We start from the raw sequence: 14,668 nt of genomic DNA, 5'->3' as shown, positions 1-14,668 counted from the left end.
AATTATATCGTTAAATTGACCCTCAAGAGAGAAAGAGAGTATTACCCCATATGAAAATTGCGTGTATTTCCCTTGGCTGCCCGAAGAATCAGGTCGATTTGGACGTGATGGTCCACATCCTGCTGTCGGCGGGCCACGAGACGGTGGCTGACCTCGCAGATGCGGACGTCATTCTCGTCAACACCTGCGGATTCATCGAGAGCGCCAAGACCGAGGCCATCGAGAACATCCTTGAAGCCTGCTCCTACAAGCAGGCAAACCCCAACCTGAAGGTGGTCGTCACCGGCTGTCTGGCCGAGCGCTATCGCAGCCAGATCGAGGAAGAGATCCCCGAGGTGGACGCCGTGGTCGGCTGTGCCTCCAACAAGGCCATCGACTCCATCGTGGCCCGTCTGTTCAACGGTGAAGAACATCTGGAGAGCTACGGCCTCAAGAAGGACTTTCCTCTGGGCGGCAAGCGCGTCATCGGTACGCCTGCCCACTATGCGTACTTAAAAATCGCCGAGGGCTGCAACAACCGCTGCCACTACTGCGCGATCCCCGGCATCCGCGGCCCGCTGCGCAGCCGCGAGATGGCCGACTGTGTGGCCGAGGCCCGCTGGCTGGCCGGTGAGGGCGTCAAGGAGCTTATCATCGTGGCCCAGGACCCTACCGCCTACGGTGAGGACTGGGGCAAGCCGGGCAGCATCTGTGAGCTGCTGGACAAGCTGAACAAGATCCCAGGCCTCGAGTGGATCCGCATCATGTACGCTTACCCGGAGCGCATCACCGACGACTTCATCGCCGCCATGAAGCGGAACGAGAAGGTCCTGCCTTATCTCGATCTGCCCATCCAGCACTGCAACGACACGATCCTGAAAAACATGAACCGCCGCTCCAACCGCGCCGAGCTGCTGGATGTCATCGGCAAGCTGCGCCGTGAGATCCCGAACATCACCCTCCGCACTACCCTCATCGCGGGCTTCCCGGGTGAGACGGAAGAGCAGTTCGAGGACCTGTGCAACTTCGTGAAGGAAGTGCAGTTCGACCGTCTGGGCTGCTTTGCCTACTCCGCCGAGGAGAACACCGTTGCCGCCAAGATGGACGGCCAGATCGATCAGGAAGTCAAGGACAAGCGCGCTGAGCTGGTGATGCAGATCCAGACCGGCATCATGGCCCAGAAGCAGGCCGCAAAGGTGGGCCAGACTGTCCGCGTCCTCTGCGACGGTGTGGACGACGAGAGCGGCCTCTACCTCTGCCGCACCGCTGCCGATGCCCCCGAAGTGGACGGCAACGTCTGCGTGTCCAGCGAAGAGCCGCTCTACCCCGGCGAGTTCTATGATGTGCTGGTGGACGACAGCGACCTTTACGATTTGTATGGTACTGTTGCAAAATAACAGATTGGAGGTTAATTTTGTATGAATCTGCCCAATAAACTCACTCTGACCCGCATCCTGCTGGTGCCGGTGTTCATGATCTTCGTCTCGCTCGGCCAGTATATCACGCCGAGCTACAACCCGCGGTACTACCTCATCGCCGGCCTCATCTTCGCCGTGGCCAGCTTCACCGACTTCCTCGACGGCCATCTGGCCCGCAAGTGGAACATGGTCACCGACTTCGGCAAGTTCGCCGACCCGCTGGCCGACAAGCTGCTGACGACGGTAGCCTTCATCTACATGATGCGGGACGGCGTGTGCAGTCCTGTGGTGCTCTGCATCATTCTGGCCCGCGAGTTCGCCGTCTCCGGCCTCCGCATGGTGGCCGCCGGTGCAAAGGACGGCAAGGTCATCGCCGCCAATATGTGGGGCAAAGTGAAGACCGTACTTCAGATGCTGACCATCATCTTCTACTACTTTACGGTCTCCCTGACCGGCAATGTGCTGGGCCAGCAGTGTGCAGACATCGCCTCTGTGCTGTGCTGGGTCGTGGCCGCTGTCACCGCCATCTCCGGCATCAAGTACCTGTGGGATAACCGCAGCTTCATCAATACGGCAAAATAAGCGCCCGTCCGGGTGTAAAAAAGAAACGAGCGGAAAAAAACGCTCGTTTCTTTGATATTCCAACAAAAAATTACAGATAGGAGAGTGAAACGGTGCTGAAAAACATCCTGACTGTCCTGCGGAAGCTGGCCTCGGCGGCAATGAACTTCCTTATCGTGTACTTCGAGACCATCGCCGTCCCCATGAGCTGGGCCATGGGCGGGACCATCATGTTTACGATGTACACCGAGCTGTCCAACATCTTCAATGGCGCGGTCTGTCTGCTGGTGGGTCTGTGGCAGCTGGGCTGCATCTTCACCGGGCGGGAACTGCCCCTCTGGCTCAAGCGGCTCAAGTTCATCTCCACCAGCTGCCTCGCCATGACCCTTCTGACGGTGGTCATCATTCTGGCCCCCATGTACGAGGACGGCAACGGCTGGTACATCATGCTTTTCACGGGCTCGATGCTCTACCACCATTTCCTCAACCCGGTGCTGGCGATTCTGTCGCTGGTGCTCTTCGAGCGTCTGCCCCGCCTGCCGCTGCGGCAGGTCTGGTGGGCGCTGGTACCGACGATCCTATACGGTCTGTATGATTTGCACGGCAATATTACAGGAGCCATCGACGGCCCCTACCCCTTCATGCGGGTATACGACCAGACCATTCAGGAGACGCTGATGTGGTTTACCATCATCCTCGTCACGAACCTGCTGTACGCCTTCCTGCTCTGGTGGCTGGGCGGAAACGGGAGAAAAAGCAAGGTGGGTCTGGAATTCAGGACATAAGAAAAAGGACTGCTGCGGATGCATCAGTCCTTTTTGTATACAGTCTTACAGCAGCGGGATGCCTGCCTTCTCGCAGGCTTCGCGGGTGGCGTTGTCCCAGACGCTTGCCTGCACCTCACCGATGTGGGCGCTGCCCAGCAGCAACATGCACAGACGGCTCTGGCCGATGCCGCCGCCGATGGTGTAGGGCAGCTCACCGTTCAGCACAGCCTTGTGGAAGGGCAGCTCGCGGCGGTCGTCGCAGCCGGCGGCGGTGAGCTGGCGGTCCATGCTCTCGGGGCTGACGCGGATGCCCATGCTGCTCAGCTCGTAGCTGCACTGCAGCGGCTCGTTCCAGAACAGCAGATCGCCGTTCAGATCCCAGTCGTCGTAGTCGGGGGCGCGGCCATCGTGGGGCTTGCCGCTCTTGAGGGGAGCACCGATCTTCATCAGGAAGGTGGTGCCATTCTCCTTGACGATGGCATTCTCCCGCTCCTTCGGGGTCAGGTCGGGGTACTTATCCTCCAGCTCCTGGGTGGTGATGAAGGTGACGTTGGGGGTGTGGAGCGGCAGGTCCTGCAGCTGGGGGAACATGGCGTGCAGGTTCATCTCGGTGGCACAGACCGCCGACACGATGGAGCGCACGACGTTCTTCAGATACGTCTCGTTCCGGTCTTCCTCACGGATGACCTTCTCCCAGTCCCACTGGTCCACATAGATGGAGTGGAGGTTGTCCATGTCCTCGTCGCGGCGGATGGCGTTCATGTCGCAGTAGAGGCCCTTGCCCACGCGGAAGCCGTAATCTTTCAGGGCCTTGCGCTTCCACTTGGCCAGCGACTGAACGACCTGCACCTCGATGCCGCTGTCCTTGGTGTCGAAGGTGACCTTCCGCTCAACGCCGTTCAAATCGTCGTTCAGGCCGGTAGAAGCCTCGACGAAGAGCGGTGCCGACACGCGGTAGAGATTCAGCGTGGCGCACAGGGTGTCGGCGAACAGCCGTTTCACGGTGCCGATGGCGCGCTGGGTGTCGTACAGGTTCAGCGCGGGCGTGTAGTTTGCCGGAATGATGATCTTACTCATAGCAGATTACCCCTCTCTTGCTGCCCCGCGCCGCCGAATCGCCGCGCCGAGGACAGCTTCCCTTAATCGCAAGTTCCACAGATATGCCTATGGGTAACAGCATATTTGCGATATGCAGTTTGCGGATGTTGCCAGACCATTGAAAACGCAAACTGCTATATTAGAATAAATTATGGCACAAGTTGAGGGAGATGTAAAGGGGAAAGCGCTGATTTGGCGATGGAGTCAAGGCTTTTGGCGCAAAATAAACCTCGGCCCTTCCGCGCCCACAGTCCCGGTCGGAACAAAGCCCACCCGGTGCAGCACCGCCTGCGAGGCAGCATGATCGGGGGCGGTCTCGGCCTCGACGGCGGTGACGCCGGGCTGTTCGAAGGCCCAGCGGCAGGCGGCGCGGACAGCCTCGGTGGCGTAGCCCTGATGTTCATATTCCGGCAGAAGGCCGTAGCCAATTTCCGGCTGGCCGTTTTCGGGCAGGCCCTTGAAGCAGAGGTCGCCTACCCAGTCGCCGGAATCGTTCTGGTAAAGCCCCCATGCGGTGTACCAGACCCACTGCTCGGGGTGGGCGAGGGAAAGGTCCAGCATATCGGTGTAGGGCTGGATGAGTTCCGGGTCGGTGGTGCGGGCCAGAAGGGCGCGCATCCCATCGGACTGCAGGGGGATGAGAAAAAGACGTTCGGTGATAAGCTGCATGATAAAACCTCCGGGCTGCATTTTTGCCCAGTGTAGCACAAGCCGGGCAGGGGAGTCAAACGCTTGACTTACGCCCCGGCGGCTATTATAATAAGTTTGTAAAAGGATAAATGCGTTTATCCGGGCAGAGTAGCGCTGCATCGTCTGGGCAGAGAGAACGGGCCGTTGGCTGGAAGCCTGTTTGCAGACCGCTGCGTGAAGTGCGCCCGGACAGCACGCTGCGGGAAGCTGAGTATCGCAGCGCGGATGGCCGCCGTTATCGGCTTTGAGCGACAAACCGGAGTGGAACCGCGATTTTGAGAAAAGACCGCCTTCGATGCTGTGCTTTTGGCATGGCGTTGGAGGCTTTTGCTTTTTCGGGCAGGCTCGCAGGAGCTGGCCCTCTTTGCCAAGGGCTCCCCTCGATAGGGGAGCTGTCGAGCGAAAGCGAGACGGAGAGGTTTATAATCACGGCTCCGGTCTGTCCCACAAAAAGGAGTATTCAACTATGCAGATCTTCAACACCCTGACCCGCCAGAAGGAAGAGTTCGTGCCGCAGGTGCCGGGCGAGTACCGCATCTACGTCTGCGGCCCCACCGTCTACAACTATATCCACATCGGCAACGCCCGCCCGCTCATCGTTTTCGACACCCTGCGCCGTTACCTTGAGTACCGCGGCAACAAGGTCATCTATGTCTCCAACATCACCGACATCGATGACAAGCTCATCAAGAAGGGCCAGGAAGAGGGTACTTCCATGAAGGAAGTCGCCCAGCGCTTCGAGGCCGAGTACCTCAAGGATGCCGCCGGTCTGAACTGCAAAAAGCCCACCGTCCAGCCCCGCGCTACCGAGCATATCCAGCAGATCCTCGACATCGTGAAAGACCTTATCGAGAGCGGCCACGCCTATGTCGCCAAGAACGGCGACGTCTACTTCCGCGTCAAGAGCGACCCCGAGTACGGCAAGCTGAGCCACCTCAAGCTGGACGACCTCGAGAGCGGCAACCGCGAGCTGCGCAGCCAGATGGAGGACGACCTGAAGGAAGACCCCGCCGACTTCGCCGTCTGGAAGGCCGCAAAGCCCGGCGAGCCCGCATGGGAGAGCCCCTACGGCATGGGCCGTCCGGGCTGGCACATCGAGTGCAGCGCCATGAGCCGCACCCATCTGGGCAAGACCATCGACCTCCACTGCGGCGGTCAGGACCTCATCTTCCCCCACCATGAGAACGAGATCGCCCAGAGCGAGTGCGCCAACGGCTGCGAGTTCGCCCGCTACTGGATGCACAACGGCTTCATCAACGTGGATAATCAGAAGATGTCCAAGAGCCTGCACAACTTCTTCACCGTCCGCGACGTGGCCAACCTCTACGGCTACGAGCCCATCCGCTACTTCATGCTGACCGCCGGCTACCGGATGCCGCTGAACTACACCGTGGACCTCATCGAGAGCTGCAAGAACAGCCTCGAGCGTCTCTACACCTGCCGCGAGAACCTCGACTTTGCCCTGAGCAAGACCGAGTTCGGCACCGACGAGACGCTGAAGGAGAAGGCCGAGGAAGCAAAGAAGAAATTCTGCACCGCCATGGACGACGACCTGAACACCCCCGATGCCCTGGCTGCTGTCTTCGACCTCGTGAAGGACATCAACACCCTGTCTGCCGCTTCCAGTAAGGCTGCTCTCGAAGCCGGCGCTGCCGCCTTCGACGAGATCACCGGCGTGCTGGGCCTGATGTACAACCGCAAGAAGGACGAAGTTCCTGCTGAGGTGACCGAACTGGTGGAGAAGCGTGCCGCCGCCAAGAAGGCCAAGGACTGGGCTGCCGCCGACGCCATCCGCGCACAGCTCACCGAGATGGGCTGGGCCGTGAAGGATACCGCTCAGGGTCCCCAGCTGAGCAAGCTGTAATCTGAATATCCGATGCAGGGCAGACCTGCGCTTTGCCAAAAGCTGGAAGCTTTGGACGGCGCGGGCCTGCCCTGCTTTTTTGTGGAAAAAGGAAAACGTAAAAATCGACAAAATCCGAAAAGAGCTGTTGTGATATTGCTGATTTTGACGGAATATGTTTACATCTCTGGCCGCGTGGTGGTATGATAAAAATATCTTTGGGAATAAACAAATCTTCATAATGGGGAGAAAGTTCATGGTGAAACGAATCGGAATGCGCCGTCTGGCCGCGTTTGCAGCGGCTGCAGCTCTGGTGCTGGGCCTCGTGGGCTGCGGGGGCGCTCAGAGCACTGCACAGGGTAACACCGAGCCGGTGAATCTGAGCGTCTGGACATATTACAACGGCGACCAGCTGGAGAGCTTCAATAAGCTGGTGGATACCTTCAACAATACCGTCGGCAAGGAAAAGAACATTACCGTGGAAAGCTACAGCCAGGGCAGCGTCAACGACCTCGAGACGCAGGTGATGGTTGCGGCACAGGGCAAGGTGGGCGCTTCTGCTATGCCCAACATCTTTATGGCCTATGCAGACACCGCCTATGCCATGGACCAGATGGGCGAGCTGGCTGACCTTGCTCCCTATTTCACTGACGAGGAGCGCGCCGCCTATGTGGACAGCTACCTGACCGAGGGCGACTTCGACGACAGCGGCAGCATCAAGATCTTCCCGGTGGCAAAGTCCACGGAGCTTTTGTTCCTGAATGATACCGACTGGAAGCTCTTCGCTGCCGCCACCGGCGCACGGTATTCCGACCTTGAGACGGTGGAGGGTCTGGTCAAGACCGCCGAAGCCTACTACAACTGGACGGATGCCCAGACCGATACGCCCAACGACGGCAAAGCCCTGTTTGGCCGCGACGCGATGGCAAACTATATGCTCATCGGCGCAAAAGAGCTGGGCGAGACCATCTTTGACGTCAAGGACGGCAAGATGACCATGGGCATGAGCGAGGACGTGGCCCGCAAGCTGTGGGATAACTACTATGTTCCCTACATCAAGGGCTGGGCCGCCGCCAGCGGCCACTTCCGCAGCGACGATATTAAAATCGGCAGCATTCTGGCCTACATCGGCTCCAACTCCAGCGCGACCTACTTCCCGACGCAGGTGATGCTGAGCGACACCGAGAGCCACGACATCGAGCTGAAAGTCCTGCCCACGCCGCACTTTGAGGGCTGCGAGAAAGTCTCTGTCCAGCAGGGTGCCGGTATGGCCGTGGCAAAGACCACCGATGCCGAGGTGGAAGCCAGCGTGGTCTTCCTCAAGTGGTTCACCCAGCCGGAAAACAACATCGCATTTGCAGTGGGTTCCGGCTATCTGCCCGTGACCCATGCCGCCAACGATATGGATGCTATCCACAGCAGCGGCCTCGCCTTGACCGACAACATGAAAAACGTCCTGATGGAGGCCGTGGACGCAGTGAATACCAATGAACTGTACACGACCAAAGCCTTTGAGGGCGGCACCGACGCCCGCAGCAAGCTGAACTACAGCATGAGCGACCTTGCCACGGCAGACCGCGCCACGGTGGAAGAGCGTCTCGCAGCAGGCGAGAGTGCGGAAGAGGCCGAGGCGGAATTCCTGACGGATGAGTATTTTGAGGCATGGTACCAGAGCCTCTGTGACGCACTGAGCCAGTACGAGGGCTGAGGCATCTTACAAAAACGAGCGGAAGGAGGGGGAGAGCATGAAACTGCTGATGCGGGATGAAGCGAAGGGAAGAGAGCATACGATTTTCGTTACCATCTTCTCGGCGCTGATGGTCATGCTGGCCATCGTGGTCATGCTGATGGCTTCGGCCACTGCGGTCAGCGGCGTTACCCTCCAACTGGATAAGAACGCGGTGGACATCCTGGACAAGCAGGTGGAGAACCGTGCAGGCTACATTCAGGACCAGCTCCAGCAGGCACAGGAACTGACGGATCTTTCGACCTACATCAATGAGACCGCCCAGCAGATGCTGGACGACGAAACGCTTTCCCTCAAGACGCTGGATTCCAGCAGCAGCGACAGCCTGCCGCTGCTGCAGGCTGCAGCCCCCAGGATGCTTGAGACGCTGCGCTCCAAGCGCATTTCGGGCATCTTCCTCATCCTGAATACCCACGACTTCACGGACCGCACCTCCGGAGACCGCCTGCCCTGCGTTTACCTGCGCGACCTCGACCCGGATGCAGTCCCCTCTGTGGTAAACTCGGATATTTTGCTTGAGTGCGCTCCGTCGGAGCTGGTGCAGACCTTTGACATCACTACGGATAAGGCGTGGTCGCCTGCACTGCAGTATCTGGACGGAGAGCAGGATGTGTTTTATGTCCGTCCCTTCCAGAATGCCTACGAAGACGACGAGCGTATGGGGGCGGCAAACTATGGCCGCTGGACGACTCTGCCGTATAAGCTGCTGGGCGACGACCACGAGGCCATCGCCTACGCGCAGCCCCTTATCCTGGACGACGGCACAGTCTACGGCGTTCTGGGCGTCGAGCTTCTGGAAAGCTACATGGACACCAAACTCCCGTGGGACGAGCTGCAGAACGACCATCACGGCAGCTATCTGCTGGCCTCCACCACCTCCGACCTGCGGGGCGAGGTGCTGGCTCTTCATGTCACCTCCAACACCGGCGAGCAGAGCGTACCGCTGCGAAATGCGAAATGGGAACTGACGCTCCAGCGCAGCAACAACTGCTGGTATTACATGATGGACGGTAAGCAGCAGATCGCCAGCATCCGGCAGATCGGCCTGTACAGCCGCAACGCCCCCTTCTCGGGTGAGCGGTGGCTGCTCGTCGGCGTGGTGGGCGGGAACGATCTGTTCAGCTTCTCCCAGTCGGTGACGAAGCTGCTGGGCCTTGCCGTACTGCTGACACTGGGCATCGGTCTGGCCTGCGCCTTCTTCGTCAGCTATGGTCTGGCACAGCCCGTTGCACAGCTCTCAAAAGAGCTGGTGGACGCACAGGAACAGCGCAAGGCTGTGCCGGAATTTTCCCGCACCGGCATCCGGGAGCTGGACCAGCTGGCGGAAGCCATCGTGACCCTGAGCACCGACAACTACAAGGCGGCGGTGGCCGAGCGCAGCCGCATCGAGCATGAGCGCGATTACGACGCCCTGACCGGGCTGTACAGCCGTCAGGCCTTCTTCCGGGTCTGCGGGGAGCTGTTCGAGAAGCCCGATACTCTCCGTCACGCGGCCCTGATGATGACCGACCTCGACAACCTCAAGACCATCAACGACACTTATGGCCACGATTGGGGTGACGTTTATCTGCGGCAGACGGCCCACAGCTTACAGCAGGGCTCGCCCAGCGGCACTGTGGTGGCCCGCCTTTCCGGCGACGAGTTCCTGCTGTTGTTCTACGGCTATGAGACGCGGGAGGCCCTGCGGGCGGACATCAAAAAGCTGGAAGAGAACTTTGCCCAGAGCAGTGCTACTCTGCCGGACGGCAAGAGACTGTGCATCCGGATGTCCGGCGGCGTGGCATGGTATCCGGAGGATGCACTGGACCTCGAAACCCTCAAGAAGTATGCGGACTTTGCAATGTATGAAGTCAAGCACTCGACCAAGGGCGAGGTACGGGAGTTCGACATGGAGCGCTACCGCGCCGGTGTCTATGCGATGGAGCAGCGCAGCGACTTTGAAAAGCTCATCCGGCAGCGGCGGGTGGACTACCACTTCCAGCCCATCGTCTCGGCTCACGACGGCCATGTGGTGGCCTACGAGGCCCTGATGCGGCCTCAGCTGCCGACCCTGCGTTCGCCGCTCACGGTAATGCAGCTGGCCAGCGAAATGGGCCGGTTGTATGATATTGAGAAGCTGACTTTCTTCCGGGCCTGCGAGTGCTACGAGGAGCTGGAGGCTGCCGGTAAACTGGACGCCGACGCTCTCATCTTCGTCAACAGCATCGCCAGTGTCAGCCTGAGCGATGAGGACTGGGCGAGCTACTGCGAGGCCCACAGTGCCATCCTTCCGAAGCTGGTGGTGGAGATCACCGAAGAGGAAGAGATGAACGAGCGAGAGCTGGAACGGAAGCGGAATGCCCCCGGTTCGTCCGGCGTCTTTGCGCTGGATGACTACGGCAGCGGCTACAGCAATGGCAACAGCCTGCTGACGATCGCGCCCAAGTATGTCAAGGTGGACATCGCCATCATCCGGGGCATTGATACCGATGCCGACAAACAGCAGTTCCTCATGACGCTCATTGATTACGCCCACCCGCGCGGTGTGCAGGTGCTGGCTGAGGGCGTGGAAACGCTGTCGGAGCTGCGCAAGGTGCTCGAGATGGGTGTAGACCTGCTGCAGGGCTACCGTCTGGCCCCTCCGGCTGCAGAGCCGGGGGCCATCGACGAAAAGGCCGCCGAGGTCATCGCCGAGGTGGAACGCCAGAAAGCCGAGCGGAAAGAAGCCGGGTCTTAAAAAGCAAAAAATATTGCCCTCTGTATTGGCATTGTGCCGGTACAGAGGGCGATTTTTTGTCTATCTTTACTGAATGAAGCCGACGAAGAAGGGGCAGAGCACGGCGGTGAGGACGCCGGCCACGGCGATGGACAGGCCGCTCATGGCACCTTCGACCTCACCCATCTGCAGAGCTTTGCTGGTGCCTACGGCATGGGCCGAGGTGCCGATGCCGACGCCCTTTGCGATGGGGTCAGTGATGTGAAAGATCTTGCAGACCACCTCGGCCAGCAGGTTGCCTGCGATGCCGGTGAGGATGACGATGGCACCCGTCAGGGCCGCGATGCCGCCCAGCTCAGCGGCGACGTCCATGCTGATGGCCGTGGTGACGGACTTCGGCAGGAGGGTGGCGTACTGCTCCCGAGTGAGGTCCAGCGCGAGGGCCAGAGCCAAAGCGCTGCCGAGGCTCACCAGCGTACCCACTGAGATGCCCGCGATGATGGCGGCGGCGTTCTCTTTCAGCAAATCCCACTTTTCATAGAGCGGGATAGCGAGGCTGATGGTGGCCGGCAGCAGCAGATAGTTCACCGGGGCGGCACTGGCCTTGTAGTCGGCGTAGGGGATGTTCAGCACACTCAGCAGGATGATGACGAAGATGCTGCCCAGCAGCAGCGGGTTGAAGATGGCCTTGCCGGTGGCTTTGTTGAGGAGAGTACCCAGCGCGAAAGCGGCCAGCGTCAGCAGTACGCCCCACGCGGCGGACCCGGAGAGGAAGCCCTGTAAGAGATCAGTCATGTTCAGCCTCCTTCTTTGCAGCGCGGCGGCTGGTGAGGGCCTGGGTGGTGCGGCCTGCACTCACAAGGACCAGCACCGTCACCGGGATGATGGCGATGACGATGGGCAGCAGCATCTCGCCCATCTCTGCCCACAGCTCCATGACGCCCGCGGCGGCAGGCACAAACAGCAGCGGGAAGATGCCGGTGAGGAACAGGCCCACTTCCTTGACCTGCTCGAGCTTCACGATGCCGAAGCGGAGCGCGGCCAGGAGCAGCAGCAGGCCGTAGATGCTGGCCGGGATGGGGAGCGGGAGCACTGCGTGGCAGATCTCGCCCAAAAAGCAGAATGCCAGAATACGCGCAAATTGAAACAGATAGTTCGTAAGGATGCCTCCTTTGGCTCGACTGAACAGGAAAATACAAAATAAAATACAAGTCAACAGTATAATCCAAAAATCCCTGCGGCGCAACGGCAATACTGGCCAAGATTTTGCCCCTTTGGTGCGGAAAATTGGAGGTTTGGATAGGAGGCCACCCCTGCTGCGGAAGAGCGTGATAAACGGGAATTACCAGCGGGTCATGTTCTTCTTGAACTTGGCGGTATATGCCTCTTTCAGTTCTTGCTCGCTGATTCCATAGCACAGAAGGACGTCATTGTAATACATGAGCACATCCGCCATTTCTTCCACGAGATGCTGCCGGACTTCTGCATCCTCAACAGCCTTTTAGTCTCCGTTCTTCTTGATAATGTCGATAACTTCGCCTACTTCACCGAGCATCCATAACAGTTTGTGCTTGCCGGCCTCCGGGCCGATCGGCTCCCACTTGTCTTTATATTTTTCCTGCAGGGCCTGCTGCATCGCAAGCATATCTTCTATCGTAAAATCGCCCATGGTTTCCTCCATAAATTTTGATTTGCTGTTCTCGTCCTGTACCGTCCAACTGAGGCAGTACAAACGGTGCTCCGGCAGGCGGTGCTTTCTTGGTAGACATTCCTAGCCGGTGGAAACCGCGGGCTAAGCAACAGCCCACTGGGCTGATTGCTTACGGCACTTCGTGCCGCCGCCCTGTTCGAGTCCTGTCCCGCCCACGCAAAAAATCCCGAGTCATTTGACTCGGGATTTTTGTGGTGGAGCATTGTCAGCAGCAGTCGAACCTTTAGGCAGGCATATCGTTGCTGCGGTCAGAGCGCTTCAAACCGAGAAACGGAGGCACTTCGGAACGCTTCAGCCCTTGCTCGTGTGCTTTTTTCAGTTGATATTCGTGCAGGGCAATGCTGTCCAGCAGATCACGCTGATTTTGGGAAGCTGCATAGTAATCAACGCCGAACCGTTTGCAGACTGCGCTGAGTTGGTCAAGCATTTCAATAGCAGTAGGGGACATTCGTTTGACTTCAATATCCATGGGAGCACCACCTTTCAGGAAAGATACGTATTGAAGAGCGAAAGCGCCGCATTGTCGGCAAGCATCAGCATGATCGGCCCGCCGGACTGTTTGGCAAAGACCCGGATCGCGCCAAAATCCCGGATATAATGTTTTGCAAGTTCATCCGTCTTAGCTTCAAAAGTGACGACGCCGTTTTTACCGGAATCAATGGAAAGCTGGATGCCGAACGCGATCATCATACGCCCGATGCCCAGATATTTTTTCTGAATGGTCAGCGTCGGGTTGCTCTCCGGGTGGCTTTCGATGTACTCAATATAAACGAACATGCTGGATTCTGTTTCGCGGTAAGCACCCAATGCTACGATTTCGCCGTTTTCGGTTTTAGCCGTGTACTTTTCCAGTGCGGGGTCACCGATGAACTCACTTGTCCAGTCGGTCTGCCAGCTTTCTTTGGTTGCAGCAAGGTCAGCGGGAGTTGACTTGTCAACCTCAATCGGAATCCTATTGCCCGTATCGGATGCTGTGACAAAATATTGCAAAGTCATAATGCCCACCTTCTTTCAGTTTTATTATAACGAAAGAACGATAGACTTTCAAGAAAGAAAATCGCAAAGAGAGTGAAAGCGTGAGAGCAAGAACCGTCCCGTGGCCACAAATTTTCAGTTGTTGAAAATTCTTGCTCCCTTTGGAACAGCTTCTTGTTGGGGCGTGCGGTGCCCCAAACCCTGCTTCTGAGGTTGCGATAAACCAGGAGTTATCGAACCGCACTTGTGATTTCTTCTAATGTGTCCTGGCGAAGCCACTTTCCAAATACTTGAGAATTCTTTGACGGCAGATAACCCAAATTCGTATATCCCAGCTTCTTCAAAAGGCTCATACTTGGAATGTTCTCTCTTCCAGTAAAACAGATAAAATCCCACTGAGGATAGTGCTTGTGTAAATACTCAATTAAAGAGGACAAGGCTTCATAGGCGTAACCGTTTCGGTGAACTTTATAAGAAAATGTGTACCCTAAAGAAATTGTGCCCTCGTTAGGCATAACGACAATTTCGCCAATCATGACATCCGTTTCTCTTAATGCAACACTAATCATAGTCGGCGATGCGATATTCAGGGCATTGTCTTTATTACGCTCGATCAAAGCAACAATATCCTTATAATCTTTCGTCTGGCCTCGTTGATATTTCGAGCATCGCTCGTTATTTCGATAATCAACCATCTGAATCGCATCTTTAGGACTTACATTTCTTAGTCTGAGCCGATTTGTTTCTAAAAAGATCATCTTCTCATCCTTTCACATTCCGGCTTATGGGCCGAGTAGCCCTTTCTCAAAACCTCCTGTAAACAAAAAACGTACCCGAACCCTTTCTCATAGAGAATCGGGTTCGTACGACCTTGGTAGACATTCCTACGGGTCCAGGAACCGCGGGCTAAGCAACAGCCCAACGGGCTGATTGCTTACTCTGCCGACTTGGCGTCGTCAGAGCCGCCCTGTTCGAGTCCTGTACCGTCCTGCTCTGACGTGAGACAGTGGCAGACACAAGAAAAAAGCCCCTAACTTTCGTTAGAGGCTTTCGTTTGGTGGAGCATTGTCCACAGCACTCGAACCTAACGCCTCTTCACGGGAGATGGTTTTGGAATCGTCCGTGAAGTTGAAATTGAGCACGACCCGGTCATCAAAGACGTAGACCGAGTTGACAAAGGTATC

The 14,668-nt window shown here is 57.7% G+C and carries 15 protein-coding genes; 6 read left to right on the top strand and 9 right to left on the bottom strand.

Annotated elements, in window-relative coordinates; genetic code table 11:
• Window positions 1-50 precede the first annotated feature (50 nt).
• From rimO to AAAU26_RS05620, 3 genes are all read left to right on the top strand, one after another.
• Window positions 51-1,376, top strand: a complete 1,326-nt coding sequence (gene rimO, locus AAAU26_RS05630; RefSeq protein WP_217210009.1) for a 30S ribosomal protein S12 methylthiotransferase RimO — start codon at window positions 51-53, stop codon at window positions 1,374-1,376.
• 21 nt (window positions 1,377-1,397) lie between these two features.
• A complete protein-coding gene (gene pgsA / locus AAAU26_RS05625; protein WP_015564657.1) occupies window positions 1,398-1,979 on the top strand; it encodes a CDP-diacylglycerol--glycerol-3-phosphate 3-phosphatidyltransferase in 582 nt (193 codons plus the stop codon).
• A 92-nt stretch (window positions 1,980-2,071) separates the two neighbouring features.
• On the top strand, window positions 2,072-2,743 hold the full coding sequence (locus tag AAAU26_RS05620; RefSeq protein ID WP_227618574.1) for a hypothetical protein: 672 nt from the start codon (window positions 2,072-2,074) through the stop codon (window positions 2,741-2,743).
• Window positions 2,744-2,788: 45 nt separating this feature from the next.
• Here AAAU26_RS05620 and asnA read toward each other — a convergent pair whose 3' ends face one another.
• Both asnA and AAAU26_RS05610 read right to left on the bottom strand, forming a co-directional pair.
• Window positions 2,789-3,802: an aspartate--ammonia ligase gene (gene asnA / locus AAAU26_RS05615; protein WP_158402002.1), complete on the bottom strand. Its 1,014-nt coding sequence runs from the start codon at window positions 3,800-3,802 to the stop codon at window positions 2,789-2,791.
• Window positions 3,803-4,027: 225 nt separating this feature from the next.
• Window positions 4,028-4,492: a GNAT family N-acetyltransferase gene (locus AAAU26_RS05610; protein ID WP_227618573.1), complete on the bottom strand. Its 465-nt coding sequence runs from the start codon at window positions 4,490-4,492 to the stop codon at window positions 4,028-4,030.
• Between the two features lie 487 nt (window positions 4,493-4,979).
• Here AAAU26_RS05610 and cysS point away from each other — a divergent pair, with 487 nt between their 5' ends.
• From cysS to AAAU26_RS05595, 3 genes are all read left to right on the top strand, one after another.
• Window positions 4,980-6,377 carry a cysteine--tRNA ligase gene (gene cysS, locus AAAU26_RS05605; RefSeq protein ID WP_158389392.1) on the top strand — a complete coding sequence of 466 codons (1,398 nt, stop codon included), beginning with the start codon at window positions 4,980-4,982 and terminating at the stop codon, window positions 6,375-6,377.
• 235 nt (window positions 6,378-6,612) lie between these two features.
• Complete coding sequence (locus AAAU26_RS05600) at window positions 6,613-8,064, top strand: extracellular solute-binding protein (RefSeq protein ID WP_227618572.1); 1,452 nt, start codon at window positions 6,613-6,615, stop codon at window positions 8,062-8,064.
• A 37-nt stretch (window positions 8,065-8,101) separates the two neighbouring features.
• Complete coding sequence (locus tag AAAU26_RS05595; protein WP_227618571.1) at window positions 8,102-10,819, top strand: bifunctional diguanylate cyclase/phosphodiesterase; 2,718 nt, start codon at window positions 8,102-8,104, stop codon at window positions 10,817-10,819.
• Window positions 10,820-10,885: 66 nt separating this feature from the next.
• Here the strand turns inward: AAAU26_RS05595 and AAAU26_RS05590 are convergent, their stop codons facing one another.
• From AAAU26_RS05590 to AAAU26_RS05560, 7 genes are all read right to left on the bottom strand, one after another.
• Window positions 10,886-11,593: an LrgB family protein gene (locus tag AAAU26_RS05590; protein ID WP_227618570.1), complete on the bottom strand. Its 708-nt coding sequence runs from the start codon at window positions 11,591-11,593 to the stop codon at window positions 10,886-10,888.
• Complete coding sequence (locus AAAU26_RS05585; protein ID WP_227618569.1) at window positions 11,586-11,912, bottom strand: CidA/LrgA family protein; 327 nt, start codon at window positions 11,910-11,912, stop codon at window positions 11,586-11,588. Before AAAU26_RS05585 ends, AAAU26_RS05590 begins: the two co-directional genes overlap by 8 nt.
• Window positions 11,913-12,140: 228 nt before the next feature.
• Complete coding sequence (locus AAAU26_RS05580; protein ID WP_320443570.1) at window positions 12,141-12,263, bottom strand: dATP/dGTP pyrophosphohydrolase domain-containing protein; 123 nt, start codon at window positions 12,261-12,263, stop codon at window positions 12,141-12,143.
• A 36-nt stretch (window positions 12,264-12,299) separates the two neighbouring features.
• Window positions 12,300-12,467 carry a hypothetical protein gene (locus tag AAAU26_RS05575; RefSeq protein ID WP_320443569.1) on the bottom strand — a complete coding sequence of 56 codons (168 nt, stop codon included), beginning with the start codon at window positions 12,465-12,467 and terminating at the stop codon, window positions 12,300-12,302.
• Between the two features lie 265 nt (window positions 12,468-12,732).
• Window positions 12,733-12,978, bottom strand: coding sequence for a hypothetical protein (locus AAAU26_RS05570; protein WP_005943479.1), 246 nt, complete (start codon window positions 12,976-12,978; stop codon window positions 12,733-12,735).
• 14 nt (window positions 12,979-12,992) lie between these two features.
• Window positions 12,993-13,505 (bottom strand): hypothetical protein, encoded by a 513-nt coding sequence (locus AAAU26_RS05565; RefSeq protein ID WP_005943478.1) that lies wholly within the window; start codon window positions 13,503-13,505, stop codon window positions 12,993-12,995.
• A gap of 209 nt (window positions 13,506-13,714) precedes the next feature.
• On the bottom strand, window positions 13,715-14,242 hold the full coding sequence (locus AAAU26_RS05560) for a GNAT family N-acetyltransferase (protein ID WP_158395182.1): 528 nt from the start codon (window positions 14,240-14,242) through the stop codon (window positions 13,715-13,717).
• Between the last annotated feature and the right edge of the window lie 426 nt (window positions 14,243-14,668).

The sequence above is a fragment of the Faecalibacterium longum genome, assembly GCF_040094125.1.
Classification (GTDB): Bacteria; Bacillota; Clostridia; order Oscillospirales; family Ruminococcaceae; genus Faecalibacterium; species Faecalibacterium longum.
This window is presented reverse-complemented; position numbering and strand designations above follow the sequence as displayed.

Excerpts from the sequence above, each read along its gene's own strand:
- asnA (WP_158402002.1), bottom strand. The coding sequence starts at position 3,802 with ATGAGTAAGATCATCATTCCGGCAAACTACACGCCCGCGCTGAACCTG.
- AAAU26_RS05560 (WP_158395182.1), bottom strand. The coding sequence starts at position 14,242 with ATGATCTTTTTAGAAACAAATCGGCTCAGACTAAGAAATGTAAGTCCT.
- cysS (WP_158389392.1), top strand. The coding sequence starts at position 4,980 with ATGCAGATCTTCAACACCCTGACCCGCCAGAAGGAAGAGTTCGTGCCG.
- AAAU26_RS05590 (WP_227618570.1), bottom strand. The coding sequence starts at position 11,593 with ATGACTGATCTCTTACAGGGCTTCCTCTCCGGGTCCGCCGCGTGGGGC.
- AAAU26_RS05600 (WP_227618572.1), top strand. The coding sequence starts at position 6,613 with ATGGTGAAACGAATCGGAATGCGCCGTCTGGCCGCGTTTGCAGCGGCT.
- AAAU26_RS05565 (WP_005943478.1), bottom strand. The coding sequence starts at position 13,505 with ATGACTTTGCAATATTTTGTCACAGCATCCGATACGGGCAATAGGATT.
- AAAU26_RS05595 (WP_227618571.1), top strand. The coding sequence starts at position 8,102 with ATGAAACTGCTGATGCGGGATGAAGCGAAGGGAAGAGAGCATACGATT.
- rimO (WP_217210009.1), top strand. The coding sequence starts at position 51 with ATGAAAATTGCGTGTATTTCCCTTGGCTGCCCGAAGAATCAGGTCGAT.
- AAAU26_RS05610 (WP_227618573.1), bottom strand. The coding sequence starts at position 4,492 with ATGCAGCTTATCACCGAACGTCTTTTTCTCATCCCCCTGCAGTCCGAT.
- pgsA (WP_015564657.1), top strand. The coding sequence starts at position 1,398 with ATGAATCTGCCCAATAAACTCACTCTGACCCGCATCCTGCTGGTGCCG.
- AAAU26_RS05570 (WP_005943479.1), bottom strand. The coding sequence starts at position 12,978 with ATGGATATTGAAGTCAAACGAATGTCCCCTACTGCTATTGAAATGCTT.
- AAAU26_RS05575 (WP_320443569.1), bottom strand. The coding sequence starts at position 12,467 with ATGGGCGATTTTACGATAGAAGATATGCTTGCGATGCAGCAGGCCCTG.